Here is a 14,581-nt window from a genome sequence, read left to right as displayed (position 1 = left end):
GTTTCTTCGAGCTTCATCCGGATGTACAGGCCCACGAGACCCAGCGGCCCGGCGATAAAGAACGGCACGCGCCAGCCCCACGACAGCAGCGCGTCCTGCGACAGCGAGGACGTCAGCACGGCCACCGTGCCCGCGCCGAGGATATAGCCGACCAGCGTGCCGAATTCGAGAAAGCTGCCCGCGAAGCCGCGACGGCGGTCGGTCGAGAACTCGGCGATGAAGGTGGCCGCGCCACCATATTCGCCGCCCGTCGAGAAGCCCTGCACGAGGCGCGCGACGAGCAGCAGCACGGGCGCGAGAATGCCGATCGAGCCGTAGCCGGGGATCAGGCCGATCGCGAAGGTGCCGAGGGCCATCATGATCATCGTCATTGCGAGCACGCGCTGGCGGCCGATGCGGTCGCCAAGCGGGCCGAACACCATGCCGCCGATCGGGCGCACGAGGAACGCGGCGGCAAACGTGCCGAACGTGGCGATCAGCTGCGCGGACGGACTGCTCGACGGGAAGAACACTTTGCCCAACGTGACGGCGATGTAGCTGTACACGCCGAAGTCGAACCATTCCATCGCGTTGCCGAGCGCCATCGCGCCGACGGCACGCTTGAGAAGGGTGTTGTCGACGACCGTGATGTCGTCGAGGGTGAGGCTGTTGTCGTTGGTCTTGTGTCGCCAGAAGCCGTTGCTGGAAGCGGTCAAGGTTAAAGCTCCTATGACTGCGGCCGAACGCGTAAGCGCTCCGCCACGGATTGCTGGAAGTACAGTTTCGCGCGCCGCCAAAGGCATCGTGCCTGGCGCGGACCGCGCAAGGGCGCACTGCGCAAACGTGCGGGGCACTCGCGCAGAGAAAATGACGCCCGTGCAGCGCGAAGGTCGTCGCGAAATTGCACTCGTGGGGTTGCTGCTAAACGGTGGTATCCGCGTGGCCTTGCAGGGGGACAGATACCGGAGGACATTCACGCACGCAGTGCGCTCACGCCGCTTGAAAGGCTTGAAACGAAAAAGGCCGGCGAGGCGTCGCTCTGGATCGCGTCAGTTCCCTTGACGCGACTTGCAACGAAACAACCGACAAGCCTTCTTGTATAAAAACAGTTCAATCCGAACCCACGCACGGCTGGACGATGCCCGTGCCGGGTTATGAACTGAACGCGAATGAAGGGTTAATGCTGTTAGAACGATGCACATGATAGCACGATGAGCGAGGATCGTGCAAACCGCCCGTCCGGCAAGGGGCGGGAATGTCGGGCAATCCCTTGTCAGCAGGAGGATTGCGCGAATTCGGGGCGGCTGAAGACGTAGGGTGGGATTAACGGTTTCGTTCAATTTTCGCCAGCGCGCCTGCAAGGCACAAACAGGTACGCGCGAAAAAAATCCGCGCCCGAAGCGCGGATTTTTGTACCGTTGGGCTCGCAGCGACCGCTCAGCCTTGCGACGGCGGCACGTAGCCCGAAGCCTGATCGGCGCCTTCGCCGAAGAAGAACTTCTCCGTCTGCTTCATCAGGTACTGGCGCGCGCGCGGATCGGCCATGTTCAGCCGGTTTTCGTTGATCAGCATCGTTTGCTGCTTCAGCCACTGCTGCCACGCTTCTTTCGAAATGCTCTCGTAGATCCGCTTGCCGAGTTCGCCCGGCAGCGGCGGGAAATCGAGACCTTCGGCTTCCTTGCCGAGCTTCGTGCATTGAACCATGCGAGTCATGCTGTGCTTCTCCTGTAATCGATATGGGACGGCGTCGCGCGATAGGGCGTTATGTTGAGCGTTCAGAGCTGTTTCATCAGCACGAGCGATTTGCGCTGCCAGTTGTAGAGCCGGCGGCGATCTTCGGGCAGATCGTCGACGGTGGCCTTTACGAAGCCCCGCTTGAGGAACCAGTGTTCGGTGCGCGTCGTCAGCACGAAGATGCGTGTGAGGCCGCGCGCCCGCGCGCGCTGCTCGATGCGCTTCAGGAGTCGCTCGCCATCGCCCGAGCCCTGCGCTTCGGGAGCGACTGTCAGACAAGCCATTTCGCCGATGCGCTCCTGCGGGTACGGATACAGCGCCGCGCAGCCGAACAGCACGCCGTCGTGCTCGATCACCGAGAAATGGTCGATGTCGCGCTCGATCTGGTGACGTCCGCGCCGCACGAGCGTGCCGTCCGTCTCCAGCGGCTCGATCAGCGTGAGAATGCCGCCGACGTCGTCGGGCGTCGCCTCGCGCAGGCTCTCGAGGTTCTCGTACGAGATCATCGTGCCGACGCCGTCGTGCAAGAACAGTTCCAGCAGCAGGCTGCCGTCGAGCGCATAAGGAATGATGTGCGCGCGCGCCACGCCGCCGCGGCATGCGCGGATCGAGTGCTTCAGATAGAAACCGGCGTCGCCCGTCACTGCGCCGCTTTCGTGCAGCCGGTAAGCGTCGTCTAGCGACATTTCGCGGACCAGCGTCCCTTCTTCGTCGAGCAGGCCTTCCGTTTCGGTGAGGAACACGATCTTGTCCGCGCGCAGCGCAATCGCGGCCGCCGACGCGACGTCTTCCATCGCCAGATTGAACGCTTCGCCCGTCGGCGAGAAGCCGAGCGGCGACAGCAGCACGAGCTTGCGGCTCGCGAGCGAGTGACGGATGGACTCGGCATCGATCTTGCGCACGACACCCGTGTGCTGGAAATCGACCCCGTCCAGAATACCGACCGGGCGCGCCGTCACGAAGTTGCCTGACACCACGCTGATGTGTGCGTGCGCCATCGGCGTGTTCGGCAAGCCCTGGCTGATCGCGGCCTCGATGTCGAGACGCACTTCGCCCGCCGCTTCCTTCGCGGATTCGAGCGCGCGCGCATCGGTGATGCGCATGCCGTGCGAAAACTCGGATTCGACGCCGTGCAGGCTCATCTGCTCTTCGACTTGCGGACGCGACCCGTGCACGAGCACGATCTGGATACCCATGGCCTGCAACAGCGCGATGTCGGAGACGAGCGCGTTGAGCAGCCCCTGATGCACGACTTCGCCGCCAAACCCGACGACGAACGTCTTGTTTCGGAACGCGTGAATATACGGCGCGACCGATCGCATCCAGTCGACGAATTGCGCGTGCTGCAGCAGGATTTCCGCGTCGCTGGACGAGGCCGGCGAGCTGGCGGGCGAGGGGACGAGGTCGGTTTGGGAATTCATGCCCCGGATTATAATGCGCCCCCATGTCGAATGTACCCAAAAGCTCCGCTGGAGCCGATACGAAAAACGCGGCTGACGCTGCTGCGAAAGACGCCGCAAAGGCGACGCCGCGCGAGCGTCACAACGCGCCGCGCGATGGACGCGGCGAGGCTTCGCGTCGCGACGTTTCCGTGAATGCTGCGAATGCGCCGCGTGCGGGCGATTCCGCGCGCGGTGACGCGACGAAGAAAGAAGCGGGCTCTGCTCACGAGCGTGCGAAAAGCGACCCGCACGGTCAGCAGCGCGCTCAGGGTGGCAAGCACGCCGCCGGCCAGCAAAATGAAAAGCCGCGTGAAAAGCCGCGCACAGGCCCGCGCGAACCGCACAAGCCCGCACGCGCAATCGAACCGAATCCGATCCCGCCCATCACGTTCCCTGAAGCGTTGCCCGTCTCAGGCCGACGCGAGGAAATTGCGCGCGCGATCGACGGCCATCAGGTCGTGATCGTCAGCGGCGAGACGGGTTCGGGAAAGACGACCCAGTTGCCGAAAATCTGCCTCGCGCTCGGACGCGGGCTCGGCGCGGGCGGCAGCGGACTGATCGGCCATACGCAGCCGCGCCGGATCGCGGCGTCGGCGACGGGCCGGCGCATCGCCGAGGAACTCGGCACGCCGTTCGGCGAAGTGGTCGGCTACAAGGTGCGCTTCACCGACAATCTCGCGCCGGGTGCCTCCGTCAAGCTGATGACGGACGGCATTCTGCTCGCGGAAACGCAGACCGATCCGCTGCTGAAGGCCTACGACACGCTGATCATCGACGAAGCGCACGAGCGGAGCCTGAACATCGATTTTCTGCTCGGCTATCTGAAGGAAATCCTGCCGAAGCGTCCCGATCTGAAGTTGATCGTGACGTCGGCGACCATCGATGCCGACCGTTTCGCGCGCCATTTCGGCAGCGAAGAAAAGCCCGCGCCCGTGATCGAAGTGAGCGGGCGGCTCTATCCCGTCGAAGTGCGCTATCGCGCCGTCGCTGAAGATTCGCCGGCTGTGAAAGCAGCGGAAGGCCACTCGGGCCGCGAGCGCGGCGATCGTCAGGATCGTCCGAGAACGCAGCGCGAGACGGATCGCGATCTGATGGACGCGATTGTCGAAGCCGCCGACGAACTGTGCCGCGAAGGCCCCGGCGACGTGCTCGTGTTCCTGCCCGGCGAGCGCGAGATTCGCGACGCGGCCGAGGCGCTGCGCAAGCACCATCCGCCGCACACGGAAATCCTGCCGCTGTTCGCGCGGCTCTCCGCGGCCGAACAGGAGCGCGTGTTTCGTCCGTCGAACGCGCGGCGCATCGTGCTCGCGACCAACGTCGCCGAAACGTCGCTGACGGTGCCCGGCATCCGTTATGTGATCGACACGGGCCTCGCGCGCGTGAAGCGCTACTCGTACCGCAACAAGGTCGAGCAGTTGCAGGTCGAGCCGATCTCGCAGGCGGCCGCGAACCAGCGGGCAGGGCGCTGCGGCCGCGTCGCCGACGGCATCTGCATTCGTCTCTACGACGAAACCGACTTCGCGGCGCGGCCGCGCTTCACGGACCCCGAGATTCTGCGTTCGTCGCTGGCCGCCGTCATTTTGCGGATGAAGTCGCTGCATCTGACGGCGATCGAAACGTTCCCGTTCATCGAGCCGCCGCCGGGGCGCGCAATCGCCGACGGTTATCAACTGCTCAACGAACTCGGCGCCGTCGACGACGACAACGCGCTGACGCCGCTCGGCCGCGAGCTCGCGCGTCTGCCGCTCGATCCGCGCGTCGGCCGGATGATTCTCGCCGCGCGCGACCAGCAGTCGCTGCGCGAAGTGCTGATCATCGCGAGCGCGCTGTCGGTGCAGGACCCGCGCGACCGCCCGATCGACGCGCAGGAGCAGGCGGACCAGGCGCATCGCAAGTTCGCGGACGAGCGCTCGGAGTTCCTGCAATGGCTCAAGATCTGGGCGTGGTTCGAAGAGGCCGTCGCGCACAAGAAGTCGAACAGGCAGCTAACCGATGCATGCCGGCAGAATTTTCTGTCGCATCTGCGTCTGCGCGAATGGCGCGATGTGCATTCGCAACTGCTGACGGTGGTGCGCGAGCATGGCTGGCGCCTGAACGAAAGCGACGCGACTTTCGAGCAGATCCATCTTGCGCTGCTGACGGGCCTGCTCGGCAACATCGGCCTCAAAGCCGACGACGAGCCGTACTATCTCGGCGCGCGCGGCATCAAGTTCTATCTGTGGCCGGGCTCGGCGCTCGTGAAGAAGGCGGGCAAGTGGGCGATGGCGGCGGAACTGATCGAGACGAGCCGGCTGTACGCGCGTTGTATCGCGAAGATCGAACCGGAGTGGGTCGAGCGGGTGGGCGCACATCTGTTGAAGAAGTCGCTCTCCGAGCCGCATTGGGAAAAGCGCGCCGCGCAGGTGTCGGCCTTCGAGCGCGCGATGCTGTACGGCTTGCCCGTCTATCACCGGCGGCGCGTGAGCTTCGGCAAGCAGGACCCGGCGCGCGCGCGGGAGCTGTTCATTCGCGGCGCGCTCGTCGAAGGCGAGTTCGACACGAAGCTCGCGTTCTTCGCGCACAACCGCAAGCTGCTCGGCGAGATCGAGCAGTTGGAACACAAGTCGCGCCGGCAGGACGTGCTGGTCGACGACGAACTCATCTACGCGTTCTACGATCAGGCGATTCCGAACGGCATCTACACGGGCGCGGCGTTCGAGCGCTGGTATCGCGACGAAGTGAAGAAGCGCGGGCAGCAGGAAGACAAGCTGCGTCTGCTCTATCTGTCGCGCGACGACTTGATGCGCCACGAAGCGGCGGGCGTCACAACGGATCTGTTCCCGAAGCGGATGACGATGTCGGGCGTCGAGATGGCGCTGACGTATCACTTCGAACCGGGCTCGCCGCGCGATGGCGTGACGCTCGCCGTGCCGCTCTTCGCGCTGAATCAGGTGGATGCGCGGCGCGTCGAGTGGCTCGTGCCGGGCATGCTGAAAGAGAAGACGCAACTGTTGCTCAAGTCGTTGCCGCAGAAGCTGCGCCGCCATTGCGTGCCGCTGCCGGAGTACGCGGCGGGCTTCGTCGAGCGTCATGACGGCCCGCGCTTCGGCACGGGCGGTCTGCTCGATGCGCTGATCGCCGATGTCCGCGAGCAGAAGCAGGTCGCGATGAAGCAGTCGGACTTCAAGCTCGAAACGCTCGCGCCGCATCTGTTCATGAACTTCAAGGTCATCGACGAGCATGGCCGTCAGCTCGCGATGGGCCGCAATCTCGCGCAATTGCGCGCGGAACTCGGCGGCCAGGCGCAACAGCATTTCCAGAAGATCGCGGCGAGCGCGGCAGGGGCGGCGCTCGCCAATGCGGCTTCGAGTGGCGGCGCGCCTGCGCGCGGCGCGACGGGCGATGGCTCGCGTGGTACGAACAGCACTGCCGCGCGAAGCGCTTCGAGCGCGCCGCACACGCAGTCGACGGCCGAATCGGCCGCGGCATCCGCAACCGCGCTCTACGAAAACCTGACGACGTGGAATTTCGGCAAGCTGCCCGAACTGCTCGAAATCCGCCGGGGCGGGCAGACGCTGTTCGGCTATCCGGCGCTCGTCGATCGCGGCTCGCATTGCGACGTCGAAGTGTTCGATTCACCCGACGAGGCTGCGCGCATCCATCGAGCGGGGCTGCGGCGGCTCTTCGCGTTGCAGTTGCGCGAGCCGATCAAGTACCTCGAAAAGAACCTGCCGGGCTTGCGCGAAATGGCGATGCAGTTCATGCCGCGCGGCACGCAGGAAGAGCTGCGCGATCAGCTGATCGATACGGCGCTCGACCGCGCGTGTCTGCAAGAGCCGCTGCCCGACGACGACGCGAGCTTCCACGCGCGCAAGGACGAAGGCCGCAGCCGGCTGACGCTGCTCGCGCAAGAGATTGCGCGCCTCGGCGGACTGATTCTTGGCGAGTACACGGCTGTCGTCAAAAAGCTGGCGCAGGCGAAGCCGTTCGCCGCGCCTTACGCGGACATGCAGAACCAGTTGGATGCGCTGATCGGCAAGCGTTTTATCGTCGATACGCCGTACACGCAGCTGAGCCATTTTCCGCGCTATCTGAAGGGCATTGCGCTACGCATCGACAAGCTGAAAGCCGATCCGGCGCGCGACGCGCGTCAGTCGGCGGAATTGCAGCCGCTCGCGCAGCATTACCAGCGCGCGCTCGCGCAGCGCGGCGGCGTGCCGGATACGCGGCTCGCCGAATTCCGCTGGCTGCTCGAAGAGTTGCGCGTGTCGCTCTTCGCGCAGGAACTGCGCACGCCGATGCCTGTCTCCGTCAAGCGGCTCTACAAGGTCTGGGAATCGATGCAGCGGTGACGGAGTTCGGCGCGCGGGATGACGCGCATTGGAGCGCTTGTTGCGCAGTGTGGCGTGGCCTCGCGATTTCGGACGAAAATCACATGGGCAAAATCACACCCTGTGATTTTCGTCGTTCGCTCACTCGCGAGGTGACACGCGTCTTACCAGTGCATCCCCGCGCCGATCGACGCGCCGACCTCACCGCGCGAGCTCGCTGTGCCCTGGAGCTTGTACACCCACTTGCCCGTGTCCGACAGTTGCGACACGCCGACCGCCATCGCCGACTGTCCGCCATACGTACCCGCCGCGAGCGCGACCATGCCATGCCCCGGCAGCACCGCTTGCGGCAGGCCCGCCATCGCGATCGCCGCGGCTGCGCCGCCGTAGCCGTCTTTGCGGACGGAGCGCACTTTATCGTCGGTATAGCTTTTTGCCTGGCCGACTGCGCTGCTCACGCTCCGGTTCAACTGGCTGACGTTGACGGCATCCGTGCCCTGGACGCCCGCCGCGACGTTCGTGATCTGCCGCTCCTCGCCAGCCGCGCCGACGGACACGGTATTCGAGCGATCGGCGACCGAGCCCTGGCCGAGCGCGACTGAATTGTCCGCGCCCGCATTCGAGCCCGCGCCCAGCGCCACCGCATTCGCGCCGCTGGCCTGCGCATTGGCGCCCGCGGCGATGGAGTGCGTGCCGCTGGCCACTGCCGGTTCAGTGGCGGGCGAGCCTTCGGCGCTGAACATCGGATTCGACGTGTTCGCCGTGATGTTGCCGACGGCGCTGTCGAGCAGCGCAGAAAGCTGGCCGAGATTGACGGCATCGTGGGCATCGATCGCATCCGCGACGTTGTGGATGCGGGTGCCGCCGTTCGCCGGGGCGCCTTGTAGCGTGACGCTGTCGTGGTCGATTGTGCCGTCGGGGTTGCGGTCGTACATCACCGCGCCGTCAGCTCGCTTTGTCGCGGCACCCAGTTCGTTGTCGAGCCTCGTGTTGACCACTTTCAACTCGCCGTCGAACCTGTTCGCGACGGCCTTCAGTTGCGCCACGTTGACTGCGTCCTGATCTGCGCGTCCCGGCGCGACGGTACTGATCGTACGGTTGCCGACGTTGACTTCACCAGACGACGATTGCGGCGCAGTCAACCCGAAAGCCGTATAGCCGATCTGCGTGCCGAACAGCGTGACCGAGCCCGAGCCCAATGCGATGCTGTTGCTGAAGGTCGCCATCGAGTTCGCGCCGAGCGCGAGCGACTGGAACGCGTTCGCCTGGGCGGTGTCGCCCAGCGCGGTTGACGCGCCTGCCATTGCGCGCGCATGCGCGCCGATCGCCGTCGCATTGTTGCCGGACGCCGTCGACGTGTCGCCGGCGGCCAGCGCATCCACGCCGCCGGAATACGCGGTATTGCCGAGCGCAACGCCCGTCGTGTCGACAGCGACCGAACCACTGCCAGCCAACACCTGGGCGTTCGCGTTGGCCGCTGCGGACGACAGCACCAGGCACGCGAGCATCAGTTGCGCGCGTCGGCGCATGCGTGTCGCTGGCTGTCTTTCGACTTCTTGCAGGACGGCGCAATGGTGCGCGAAATGAGTTTGCGCCATTTCAATCGTTATTCTCATGCCTCAAAAGCTCCGGTTAAAGCAGAACAGCAATCACTCGGAAACGCCCGGCGGCTGGACAAACATCGGCTATGGCAAGACCCGCTTGGCTGGAATGGAAAAGATGCTTGCGAAGACACGGACCTGTTCGGCCCGTGCTGGCCGGCGCGCATCCGTTTTGCTGGGAAGCATCAAAACGGGTATTGCGTTCACGGATTTTTGTGGCGAACGACGAGGCGTCGATATGAGGTAATTCTTAATTAATAACGATCTGAATTTTCGGTCTGTAATGAGTGAAATCGGGCGGTGATTAATCCGCTTTTACTCACTGTTTTATAGCCGGATTGGTGATCGGCACTGGAATTTCAAAGGCAGACATTGGATCGATTCGGCAATGCGAACGTCGACGTTCGGGCCAGCGCACCAACGGCAAAAATGCCCGCATCGGATCGCTCGAAGCCCTTGTGGCAACACGCCGCAAGTGCCTGATTTTCCGCGATCCAGGTCAACCGTTGGGCGGTGCAAACGTTCTACAATGGCGACTGTCCCCTGATGTGAGTTTCCATGCGCAAATTTTCCCTTCCCGGCTTGACCCGCACGTTTGCAGCCGGCGCGGCACTCGTCGCGGCAGCAAGCTTCTTCTCCCCGGCAGTTCATGCGAACAACGTGATCGTGCTCAATTCCGGCGAAGCCACACTGAGCCTGATCGACGAAGCGACGCGTCAGGTCGTCGATACCGTGCCGACCGGCAAGGAGCCGCATCACCTGATGGCGACGCCGGATAACTCCTCGCTGATCGTCGCGAATTCGGTTTCGAACAATCTGATGTTCGTCGACCCGAAAACGGGCAGGCTGCAGCGCTGGATCGAGAATGTCGAAGATCCGTATCAGATCGGTTTCTCGCCCGATCGCAAATGGCTCGTGACGACGGGCCTGCGCCTCGACCGGCTCGACATTTACCACTACGACGGCCACAACATGACGTTGGCGAACCGTCTGCCGCTCGCCGTGATGCCGAGCCACATCGCGTTCACAAACGACAGCAAGACGGTGTTCATCACGCTGCAGGTATCGGGCGAACTGGCGGCCGTCGATCTCGCCACGCAGACGGTCAAGTGGAAGATGAAAGTCGGCAAGGTGCCGGCGGGCCTGTGGATGACGCCCGGTGACAAGTACCTGCTCGTCGGCATGACGGGCGCGGACTATGTTGCTGTCGTCGACTGGCGAAACCAGAAGGTCGTGAAGACGATCACGACAGGCAAGGGCGCGCACAACTTCCGCTCGCTCGCCGACGGCAAGCACGTCGCGGTGTCGAACCGGGTGGCGAGCACGATCAGCATCATCGACGAGGACACGCTCACCAACGTCGGCGACATCACGGGCCTGATGCCGGGACCGGACGACATGGAACTTTCCGCGGACAAACGGTATCTGTGGGTGACGTTCCGTTTCGCGAAGCATGTCGGCGTGATCGACCTGAGCACGCGCAAGCTGATCCAGACGATCGCCGTGGGCCGCTCGCCGCACGGCATCTATTTCTTCGATCGCGCGCCCGTCACCGCGCCGAACGGCGCGTAACGCGGCATACCACGCGGGCGGCGCGCCTCGCCTGAGCGCCCGCCTGCGAGCCGTGACGCCAGGCGGTAAAGTCATGGGTAACGCCGAACGACGAAGAGCACGATGTTCCATCTGATCGTTTCCAATCTCGATAGCTTCATCTCGTCGATCCAGACGCTGCTGTACATCGATGTCGTGCAGCCGCTGCTGTTTCGCTTCGACCTGATGGACTACGACGAAGACACGTACGACAGCCTCTACTGGGTGATCGTCGGCGTGCTGGAAGTGCTCGCGATGTACGCGCTGCTGCGGCCGCTCGAAGCGCTGCGGCCGGTGGAGCAGTGGAGGGACCGCAAGGCGGTGCGCGTCGACGTGCTGTACACGTGGATCGCGAAGCTCGGCATTCTCAACCTGTTTTTCTTTTTCGCGCTGCAGCCGTTTTTCGACTCGGTGCAAGGCTGGCTGCGCCTGCATGGCATCGCGAACATCGAGCTCGACAATCTGTGGCCCGGCGTGACGACGCAGCCGATCGTCACGTTCATCATGTATCTGCTGGTGCTCGATTTCGCCGGCTACTGGTATCACCGCGGGCAGCATGGCATCGGCGTCTGGTGGGAACTGCATGCGGTGCATCACAGCCAGCAGCAGATGTCGCTCTGGGCCGACGACCGCAACCATCTGCTCGACGATCTGCTGCAAGCGTGCTTCTTCGCGGTCATCGCGCTCTTCATCGGCGTGCCGCCGTCGCAGTTCGTCGTGCTGGTTGCCGTCACGAATCTTGCGCAGAGCGTGCAGCACGCGAACATTCGCATGTACTTCGGCTGGCTCGGCGAGCGCCTGCTCGTCAGCCCGACGTTCCACCGACGTCATCACGCGATCGGCTATGGCCACGAAGGCTTGAAGTACGGCTGCAATTTCGGCGTGCTCTTTCCGTGGTGGGACATGATATTCGGCAGCGCGTCGTGGAGCCGCGAGATGGAGCCGACGGGCATCCGCGATCAGCTCAGCGGCCGGCGCTACGGCGAAGGCTTCTGGGCGCAGCACTGGCTGGCGTTCGTGCGCATCGCGCAGCGTATCGGCGGCAAGAAGCAGCGGCGCGCGGCCTGACGCGCGCTGTCGACGCAACTTTCTCCATTGCCTCTTTCACAAGCGCACGCGCGCCCGGTAATGCCAGCCTCGCGTGCGTGCATCAAGCCGGCGCAGCGGCGCACGTACCTTGCTATCCACACCGCTAGTCCTGCATTCGCCGTCCGAACTCGACGTGGTTTATCCTGTCCACGTTTTCTTCTTTTCACTGCGTTCCGGCTACCGTCACTGACTTCGCATGAATGACCTCTTGCGCTCGTTCGGGCGCGCGCTTTCTTCCGTGCTGCATCCGCGCATGCTCTGGCTGACGTTCATGCCGTTTGCGGCGGCGGCGATCGTCTGGGGCGTGGTCCTCTGGTTTTCCTGGCAGACGCTGATCGGCGCGACGCGCGGCTGGCTCGAAGGCTGGCCGCTCACGACAACGCTGTACAGGCTATTCGACTGGCTCGGGTTTTCATCGCTGCATGCGGCCGTTGCGCCGTTCATCGTGATTGCCGTCGCGATCCCGCTCATCGTCGTGACGGTGCTGCTGCTGATTGCAACGCTGTCGATGCCCGCCGTGATCCGGCACCTGTCGACGCGTCAGTTCGCCGGGCTGGAGATGCGGCGGGGCGGCACGTGGTACGGCAGTCTCGTCCATGCCGTCTGGACGACGCTCGTGTGCCTCGTCGTGCTCGTGGTCACGCTGCCCCTGTGGCTGATTCCTCCTTTCTTCGCGCTGATCCCGCCGCTGCTGTGGGGCTGGCTCACGTATCGCGTGATGACGTACGACGCGCTCGCGCTGCACGCGAGCAGCGAAGAGCGGCGCGCGCTCGTGAGCCGGCATCGTTTGCCGCTGCTGCTGATCGGCGTGGCGAGCGGGCTGCTCGGCTCGCTGCCGACGCTCATCTGGGCGTCGTCTGTCTGGCTGATCGTGCTGTTTCCCGTCATGACCGCGGCGACCATCTGGATCTATGCTTTCATCCTGGTGTTTACGGCGCTGTGGTTCGGCTTCTACTGCCTGCGCGCGCTGCAGCGGATGCGCGCCGAAGAGCACGGCGCGAACGGTCATCACGGTCGGGACGGTCCACACGATGGTCCTTACGGTGCGCGGGACCCGGCGCGCATTTCCTACTGACACTGGACAAGAGGCTGCAATGGCATTTGGCGTCATCATCATCGGCGATGAAATCCTGTCGGGCAGGCGTGTCGACAAGCATCTGCCTAAAGTTATCCAGCTTCTGAGCGCGCGCGGGCTGTCGCTTTCATGGGCCGAATATATCGGCGACGATCCCGCGCGCATCACGGCGACGCTGCGCCGTTCGTTCGCATCGGGCGATGTCGTGTTCTCGACGGGCGGCATCGGCGCGACGCCGGACGATCACACGCGCCAATGCGCTGCCGCCGCGCTCGCCGTGCCGCTCGAACTGCATCCGGAAGCGAAAGTGCTGATTCAGGAGCGCATCCGCGAGATGCATGCCGCCAACGCGCCGACCCTCATCGATTTCAATTCGCCCGAGAATCTGCATCGGCTGAACATGGGCACGTTCCCACGCGGCGCATCGATCATTCCGAACGGCTACAACAAGATTCCTGGCTTCTCTGTCGGCGATCACCATTTCGTGCCCGGCTTTCCTGTGATGGCCTGGCCGATGATCGAGTGGGTGCTGGATACGAAGTACGCGCATCTGCATCATTCGACTCCGCATGCGGAGAAGTCGCTGCTGGTTTTCGAACTGCCCGAGTCGACGCTGACGCCATTGATGGAAAAGATCGAGCACGACTTTCCGGGCGTGCGCGTGTTTAGCCTGCCGAGCGTCGGCGATGCGGAGCGCGGCGGCATCTATGCGCGCCGTCACATCGATCTCGGCGTGAAGGGCGAGCCCGAGGCCGTCGCTGCGGCGTTCGTGAAACTGCGCGAAGGCGTGCATCTGCTCGGCGGCGATATCGTCGAGCTCGAAACGGCGACGGCACAAGCCCAGCCGCGCGGCTGATTGCGTCGAGGCAATATCGGCGGTGCGCGAACGGCGCGTGCAACGCGCGCCGTCTGGAACATCATTCGCGTGTCACATCGCACGCGGACGATTCAAATGGAAGCGCAAACGAAAGGAAGCGCAAACGAAAGCGGCGCACGGTTCACACCGTGCGCCGCGCGATTCTGGAAAGCCGTCGGCTTCGCTTCGTCGTATTCGAGTCATGCACGAGTCGTGCGTCTTACGCGCCGATCCACGGCAGGCCGCGGAAACACCAGCCCGATACCATCTTGCGATGCCCCTGGCCATCCTTGTCGCCTTCGAAGCCTTCGAGCAGATCCAGCGCCTTCGTAAAGCCGGCCTGCGTCGCTGCAATCGCGGCGAGCTTCGAGCGCGCGGCGCTGCGGCACAGGAGCAGCACGGGCGTATCGGGTGTCGCGACCTGGCGCAGCTGGTCGATGAATTCGACATTCGGCACGCCGCCCGGATAGCGCGTCCATTCGACGTGCGCATACTGGCCGTCGCCGACGACGGGACGGCCGACCCAATCCAGCTCGGCGCGCGTACGGACGTCGACGAGGCGCGCGCGCGGGTCGAGTTGCAGAAGCTCGAACGCTTCGGCAGGCGTGACGGCGCCCGCATACGGAAGCTGGTTTTCGACGCGGCGCTTTTCAGCCTGGCTGTACAACTGTTCGAGCGTACTCATGACAGCAGATCTCCTTGGAGCCAAAAAATCATTCTAGCAAGCACGCGCATGCGGGGCGCACAATTGGGTATATGGATCGATGGCGCGGTGCTGCTTCATTCTGGTGCAAAATGCACTCAATGCACCAAAACGGTCTATTAAGCAGATGCGGATTTTTATAGTGCACATCGATGGTGCAGCGAGGCAGTTTCTGGCCGCGTAATTCCCGCAAACGGTGTGC

The 14,581-nt window shown here is 63.9% G+C and carries 11 protein-coding genes; 6 read left to right on the top strand and 5 right to left on the bottom strand.

The features are described from left to right. From BMW76_RS09945 to argA, 3 genes are all read right to left on the bottom strand, one after another. Positions 1-695: MFS transporter (locus BMW76_RS09945; protein ID WP_143062236.1), on the bottom strand; the 695-nt coding region annotated here is incomplete at its 3' end. 721 nt (positions 696-1,416) lie between these two features. Continuing rightward, positions 1,417-1,692: an oxidative damage protection protein gene (locus tag BMW76_RS09940; protein ID WP_090864944.1), complete on the bottom strand. Its 276-nt coding sequence runs from the start codon at positions 1,690-1,692 to the stop codon at positions 1,417-1,419. Between the two features lie 62 nt (positions 1,693-1,754). Next, positions 1,755-3,134, bottom strand: a complete 1,380-nt coding sequence (argA, locus tag BMW76_RS09935; protein WP_090864943.1) for an amino-acid N-acetyltransferase — start codon at positions 3,132-3,134, stop codon at positions 1,755-1,757. A 23-nt stretch (positions 3,135-3,157) separates the two neighbouring features. Here argA and hrpA point away from each other — a divergent pair, with 23 nt between their 5' ends. After that, positions 3,158-7,486: an ATP-dependent RNA helicase HrpA gene (hrpA, locus tag BMW76_RS09930; protein ID WP_090864942.1), complete on the top strand. Its 4,329-nt coding sequence runs from the start codon at positions 3,158-3,160 to the stop codon at positions 7,484-7,486. 143 nt (positions 7,487-7,629) lie between these two features. Here the strand turns inward: hrpA and BMW76_RS09925 are convergent, their stop codons facing one another. Beyond that, a complete protein-coding gene (locus tag BMW76_RS09925) occupies positions 7,630-9,081 on the bottom strand; it encodes a YadA family autotransporter adhesin (RefSeq protein WP_090864941.1) in 1,452 nt (483 codons plus the stop codon). Here BMW76_RS09925 and BMW76_RS40240 point away from each other — a divergent pair. The 5 genes from BMW76_RS40240 to BMW76_RS09905 all read left to right on the top strand — a co-directional run bounded on the left by BMW76_RS40240 (position 9,080) and on the right by BMW76_RS09905 (position 13,676). Continuing rightward, positions 9,080-9,313 (top strand): hypothetical protein, encoded by a 234-nt coding sequence (locus tag BMW76_RS40240; protein ID WP_143062235.1) that lies wholly within the window; start codon positions 9,080-9,082, stop codon positions 9,311-9,313. The genes BMW76_RS09925 and BMW76_RS40240 overlap by 2 nt on opposite strands. A 311-nt stretch (positions 9,314-9,624) precedes the next feature. After that, complete coding sequence (locus BMW76_RS09920) at positions 9,625-10,638, top strand: YVTN family beta-propeller repeat protein (protein WP_090864940.1); 1,014 nt, start codon at positions 9,625-9,627, stop codon at positions 10,636-10,638. Between the two features lie 102 nt (positions 10,639-10,740). Then, the gene (locus BMW76_RS09915) at positions 10,741-11,724 is read left to right on the top strand and encodes a sterol desaturase family protein (protein WP_090864939.1); all 984 of its coding nucleotides are present in this window, start codon (positions 10,741-10,743) and stop codon (positions 11,722-11,724) included. 217 nt (positions 11,725-11,941) lie between these two features. Next, positions 11,942-12,820: an EI24 domain-containing protein gene (locus BMW76_RS09910; protein WP_090864938.1), complete on the top strand. Its 879-nt coding sequence runs from the start codon at positions 11,942-11,944 to the stop codon at positions 12,818-12,820. 19 nt (positions 12,821-12,839) lie between these two features. Next, complete coding sequence (locus tag BMW76_RS09905) at positions 12,840-13,676, top strand: competence/damage-inducible protein A (protein WP_090864937.1); 837 nt, start codon at positions 12,840-12,842, stop codon at positions 13,674-13,676. Positions 13,677-13,896: 220 nt separating this feature from the next. On the opposite strand, the gene BMW76_RS09900 is transcribed toward BMW76_RS09905, so the two are convergent. Continuing rightward, complete coding sequence (locus BMW76_RS09900; RefSeq protein ID WP_090864936.1) at positions 13,897-14,361, bottom strand: rhodanese-like domain-containing protein; 465 nt, start codon at positions 14,359-14,361, stop codon at positions 13,897-13,899. Positions 14,362-14,581: the final 220 nt, after the last annotated feature.

This window comes from Paraburkholderia diazotrophica, from assembly GCF_900108945.1.
Classification (GTDB): Bacteria; Pseudomonadota; Gammaproteobacteria; order Burkholderiales; family Burkholderiaceae; genus Paraburkholderia; species Paraburkholderia diazotrophica.
The sequence above is the reverse complement of the archived record's forward strand: the minus strand, read 5'-3'. Positions and strand labels throughout refer to the sequence as shown.

Excerpts from the sequence above, each read along its gene's own strand:
- BMW76_RS09940 (WP_090864944.1), bottom strand. The coding sequence starts at position 1,692 with ATGACTCGCATGGTTCAATGCACGAAGCTCGGCAAGGAAGCCGAAGGT.
- hrpA (WP_090864942.1), top strand. The coding sequence starts at position 3,158 with ATGTCGAATGTACCCAAAAGCTCCGCTGGAGCCGATACGAAAAACGCG.
- BMW76_RS09920 (WP_090864940.1), top strand. The coding sequence starts at position 9,625 with ATGCGCAAATTTTCCCTTCCCGGCTTGACCCGCACGTTTGCAGCCGGC.
- BMW76_RS09915 (WP_090864939.1), top strand. The coding sequence starts at position 10,741 with ATGTTCCATCTGATCGTTTCCAATCTCGATAGCTTCATCTCGTCGATC.
- BMW76_RS40240 (WP_143062235.1), top strand. The coding sequence starts at position 9,080 with ATGCCTCAAAAGCTCCGGTTAAAGCAGAACAGCAATCACTCGGAAACG.
- BMW76_RS09900 (WP_090864936.1), bottom strand. The coding sequence starts at position 14,361 with ATGAGTACGCTCGAACAGTTGTACAGCCAGGCTGAAAAGCGCCGCGTC.
- BMW76_RS09910 (WP_090864938.1), top strand. The coding sequence starts at position 11,942 with ATGAATGACCTCTTGCGCTCGTTCGGGCGCGCGCTTTCTTCCGTGCTG.
- argA (WP_090864943.1), bottom strand. The coding sequence starts at position 3,134 with ATGAATTCCCAAACCGACCTCGTCCCCTCGCCCGCCAGCTCGCCGGCC.
- BMW76_RS09905 (WP_090864937.1), top strand. The coding sequence starts at position 12,840 with ATGGCATTTGGCGTCATCATCATCGGCGATGAAATCCTGTCGGGCAGG.
- BMW76_RS09925 (WP_090864941.1), bottom strand. The coding sequence starts at position 9,081 with ATGAGAATAACGATTGAAATGGCGCAAACTCATTTCGCGCACCATTGC.